The following is a 4758-nucleotide window of genomic DNA, read 5'->3' as shown; positions in this document are numbered from 1 at the left end:
AGAGTTGTTGGGAAATAGGCTAGAAAATGCTCGAAAGCCAAATTCAGTAAGCATTTGAGCAATTTTAGCTAACAATACTTGAAACTTAGGTGGGGTAAACATTTGAGCGATTTTTTGCGTTATTTCCCAACAAGTCTATTGTACAGGTGGCTTCAAGAGAGTTTGCAACCATTTCCAGTAATTGAATCAGGTGTTTTACAGGAGCCGGAGACGCTGTGTGCTTGGCATCAGAATACATTCGTCAGTTTGTCGATAGAGTATAGTAAGAGCAAAACAATCCAGTTGTTAACTAGTTTAAGCGATGTTAAGTTGTCAGAGGTGTGAGTGCAGTTATTAAATAAAGTAGTAGTTGTAGTTGGAGGCGGTTCAGGAATTGGGTTAGCTGTTGCAAAACTGGCTCATTCTGAAGGTGCAAGCGTTGTTATTCTGGGACGTTCATCTAGCAAACTCGAACAAGCAAGGGGCTTAATTGGAGCCAGGGTAAAAGCAATTGCTACAGATGTAATAGATGAAGTAGCGGTTACTCAAGCATTTACCAAAATTGGTGCATTTGATCATTTATTTATTTCTGCTCAAGACGCTTCTACTGCTTCATTGTCAGAAACAACAATAGAGAAACTTCGCCCTACTTTGGACAGCAAAATTTGGGGAGCTTTTCATGTGGTGAAGCACGGTATCTCTCAAATACGTACTGATGGTTCAATCACATTTATTTCAGGTTTAGCTGGTCGTCGTGGTTATCCTGGATTCGCGTTAGCTGGAGCCGCCAATGCAGGGATTGAGGCAGTTGCCCGAAATTTGGCAGTCGAGCTAGCGCCTGTTAGAGTTAATACTGTTTGTGCTGGTGTAATTGATACTGAGATGCTGGATAAAGTTTTTGGTGAGCAACGTGCAGAGGTTGTTAAAGCTATTGCTGAAAAACTTCCTGTAAAACGAATTGGCAAACCGGAAGAAATTGCCGATGCAGTTTTATTTCTCATGGGTAACGGTTTTATCACAGGAATAACTCTGTTAATTGATGGTGGAGATGCATTAGTTTAATTTATTTTTACAATTTTTAGTTTCCCGATATAACTCGATATGACGGCAGGCCAAACGCATCTAAATTATTCTTGATTACAATCAAATCCAAGAGGCAATGAAAAAATTAGCATTGCATTTATCGTTTGGTTTAGTTTAAGAGGCTCAAAGCGATGCCTGTAGCAAGCTGCAAAGTATCTACACTTATTCAGAACTTATCAACTTAATTGCTTTTTCAAGGCATTGACTGCCACTGTTTTTACATTCAGGAATTGGTATATCTGGCTGAACTCCCCTACCCTCAATCGTATTACCTTTAAATGAAAACGTTTGAGAAATAGGGGCAAGTAGAATAAAACCTTGCCATCTCAACTTAAAAACTCCTCCCCCTAATACTGAACCACTGGTGCGAACTCCTAATATTTTAGCGGCTGCATGTTCTTGAGCCGCGGCAGCAAATACTTCACAAGCAGAGCCGCATAGCTGGTCAACTAAAACAAAATGAGGTCTAGGATCTTTTTTGGCTTCAAACCGTGTTCGATACTCGATATATTTCTTTTCCTGTGACAGCTTAATCTCTGCAAGAGCTACATTTTTCCCAGAGTCATCAAAGTATCCACGAAAGATATATGGCTGTTTGATTGCAGCACCATGTCGAGTTCTCTCTGTTGAAATCACTTTGTCAGGGCCAATAATGTTTTCAATAACATAGCTAATGCTAGACTGAACACCACCGCCATTCTCGCGAAGATCGACTAAGATAGCTTTAGTTTGAGAAAGTTGAGCCAAAGCTTGCTCAACTGCCACTTTAGTAATTTGAGGAATAACAAAGCTTTTGACTCGAAGAATTCCGATATCACCTCTGATTTGGGCTGAAACTGTAGGAGAGCTTTTGGCTGTTGGTACAGAAGGTTGGCTAAATAAACGGAACAATTGTTCACCCTCTACAGGGTCAAAAACCCTCACATGAGATATTGATAGCTTTTCGAGTTGATTGTTAACGAGTTGCGTTAATTCTAACCTTGACCAAGTTGGTTTTGCATCGACAATAGTAACTAGAGCCTTTAAATTCTGCTCTCGAAGTTGTTTTTTAAAGGTGGGATTAAAAATATTTTTATCAAGGGTTTGAAAAACATTATTGACAAATAATTTGCCCTCTGAAGAAGAAATAGTATCTGTACTTTTTAATTTTGAGTCAGTGAACCAATCTAATGAAACCTCTTCCTTGTCCTTGTGAGAAGCTGAAACTTGCGATGAAGATGAAAGCGCTATGAATGACAATGGTACGGATTTATTTGCAGTACAACCCAGCATATTGAATAATATTGCTGCGGATATGGGGAGACTAATTATATTTGTATACCTTGAGCGCATACACAATTTCTTTCAATCACCAGCCAATTATACTTAAAAATGCCATAGTTTAGCTTGTCACTAACTACACCCGCCTTCCATAGCGAAAGATACCTAAACGATTCTAAGTTGTGGACAAGGTTAATCATGCTTATGCTCATTATGAGCCAGAAGACTCCACAAATAATCAATCCGTTTCCAAGCGATCGCAGCTTGCCGTGGAGAACAACTCAAACCATAAGCACGACGGGCATCATAATTGCCCTTGATTCCCTTGGCTACTCCAACGGGAACCCCAAAAGCCACCTCACGAATACCGGGTTCAAAGCTTCGGTCTTCATGAGAGAACCGTACTTGCGTAATCTGATTTCTAATTTGGTCTGTCCAGGAGGTTGGCTGTTGACGGTGGAATAAGCCATCGGCGTAGGCAATGATAAAGACTCTTTCTCTTTCATGTGGCAAGCCGAGGCAGTACGCGGGTATAGTTTCCCATTCACATACGTACCGGATTTGGGAAAGGTCTTCGAGGACTGTTCCCATTCCTCTAGCGAGTAGCCCTGTTGGGTTTTCGATGAGAGCGATTGCTGGTCTACACTGGTGGATGATGCGGAACATTTCGCGCCACAGTCCAGACCTGGGGTCGTTAAGTCCTTTTTTATCTCCAGCGTTACTGGTGCCGCTACAGGGAAATTTATGTTTATTCCACAACGTAAAACCCAAGCTTACAAAGATTTTTCCTTTTAGCTTCCACAATGTAAGCTCTAAACAAATCAATTTTATATTTTTTTAATTATTGCTTCCCTCTCTTAAGAAATTAAATCAAGTATTGTAAATGTAATTAAACTTCCGTGGTTACAAAAAAGCTAAATTATTTTTTGCAGGGAAATTTTGATAACTATTCATTAAGTTGGGCGAAATGTTATAACCCCATTAGAAACTTACTTCCAGGAATTTTTTATAGTTATTTCTTGTAACCCTTGCAAAATAAGCTTTCTAGCTGTATAGCATTCATATAAACGATAAATAATGCCTTTTTTCTGTACATTTCTCTTAAATTCAAATAAGATACGCAATTTTGACCAAACTGTAATTGGCATTACCCGATGGCTTTGTTTATACCAAGGTAAGTAGTAGCGAAAAATGCTACCCAAATGGGACTTACCACCCTAAAAACATAAATGGCTCAAAAATTCAAGTGGAAGACTCAAAAAGATAGGATTGATAAAAAGCTGCGATCGTTAAACCTAGCTGGACAATCCTCAGATGTAGCAAAAGTTTAAATACTACGCGGTTGCAACGCCATACAGTTGAAGAATAGCCACATGAATCAGCTTCAATAAACTTCCAAGCAACAACTTGGTTATTGGTAGTTGTAACCGCAAGTGTAATTAATTATTTATATAAGATAGCGCTAAATTGTAATTTAATAATCAGGCATAAATTTTATATATAAATATTTAGAAAAGAATTAATTATTTTTAACTGTTAAATCCTCAAATATTTAGACTAAAACAGTTAATTAAATATTTATAGATATTTGATAAATCATACCAATTATTGGGAAGACTAAAATTACCCTTCTCCCACCATAAATATATTTAATGGGTGTGCCTGGATAATGAATAGTCTTTTGAAAATCCCGTCCTTACTGCTAAAACTGATAAAGCCAAAATCTATCTAATAAGCTTGAAATCGAATGCTACGGTCAAAGCGAGAGTGGGCTTGAGACGCAACAAATTCAGCAGATTATGGAGTGGCTGTTTGCTAGTCTAATGAATGCAGGATACCTTCGTAGGTCGCATCTGATTTGGGATTTAGGCGAACAGGACTGGAAACAAGTGGCGCTGGCAGGACTTCAGAGAGATGAGCCAGTATTTTTATATCGTTGTAATGACAGACCTTCTTTACCACCAGAACACTGCTGCTGGCGCTTAATGACAGAATATCCATCTTTAATAATTTATCAGTTGGAAGTATTGGAGCGGTAAATTCCGATCCATATTATAAGACGGTTCAGTTAAGGCTAAAACTCTGTTATCCAAGCTAATTTTTAATGAACTGCCAAGGCACAGAGGACGCAGAGAGAAGAAAGAAATGCCTAACGGAACCGTATTGATCCACATTATTAGTGGAGACGTTTTCATTAATTCCACTTCTCATTGGAGAAGCGACTCGCATTAAAACTTTCACAACTGCTCAAATATTTGGGTTTCCATTAATTCCACTTCTCATTGGAGAAGCGACCTAATAAATGTTGGATTCTGTCTTCATCGAGCAACATTTCCATTAATTCCACTTCTCATTGGAGAAGCGACTCGCATTAAAACTTTCACAACTGCTCAAATATTTGGGTTTCCATTAATTCCACTTCTCATTGGAGAAGCG

The 4758-nt window shown here is 38.7% G+C and carries 4 protein-coding genes; 2 read left to right on the top strand and 2 right to left on the bottom strand.

Annotated features, from left to right (window positions below; all coding sequences use genetic code 11):
* Positions 1 to 324 precede the first annotated feature (324 nt).
* Positions 325 to 1041: an SDR family oxidoreductase gene (locus H6G26_RS38555; RefSeq protein WP_190737011.1), complete on the top strand. Its 717-nt coding sequence runs from the start codon at positions 325 to 327 to the stop codon at positions 1039 to 1041.
* A 183-nt stretch (positions 1042 to 1224) separates the two neighbouring features.
* Here the strand turns inward: H6G26_RS38555 and H6G26_RS38550 are convergent, their stop codons facing one another.
* On the bottom strand, positions 1225 to 2334 hold the full coding sequence (locus tag H6G26_RS38550) for a S41 family peptidase (protein WP_190737009.1): 1110 nt from the start codon (positions 2332 to 2334) through the stop codon (positions 1225 to 1227).
* Between the two features lie 180 nt (positions 2335 to 2514).
* A complete protein-coding gene (locus H6G26_RS38545) occupies positions 2515 to 3126 on the bottom strand; it encodes a DNA cytosine methyltransferase (protein ID WP_242054293.1) in 612 nt (203 codons plus the stop codon).
* Between the two features lie 995 nt (positions 3127 to 4121).
* Here H6G26_RS38545 and H6G26_RS38540 point away from each other — a divergent pair.
* Entirely contained in the window at positions 4122 to 4361 is a 240-nt protein-coding gene (locus tag H6G26_RS38540; protein ID WP_199327273.1) for a hypothetical protein, read from the top strand.
* Positions 4362 to 4758 lie beyond the last annotated feature (397 nt).

This window comes from Nostoc sp. FACHB-888 (assembly GCF_014696655.1).
Taxonomy (GTDB): Bacteria; Cyanobacteriota; Cyanobacteriia; order Cyanobacteriales; family Nostocaceae; genus Nostoc.
The sequence above is the reverse complement of the archived record's forward strand: the minus strand, read 5'-3'. Positions and strand labels throughout refer to the sequence as shown.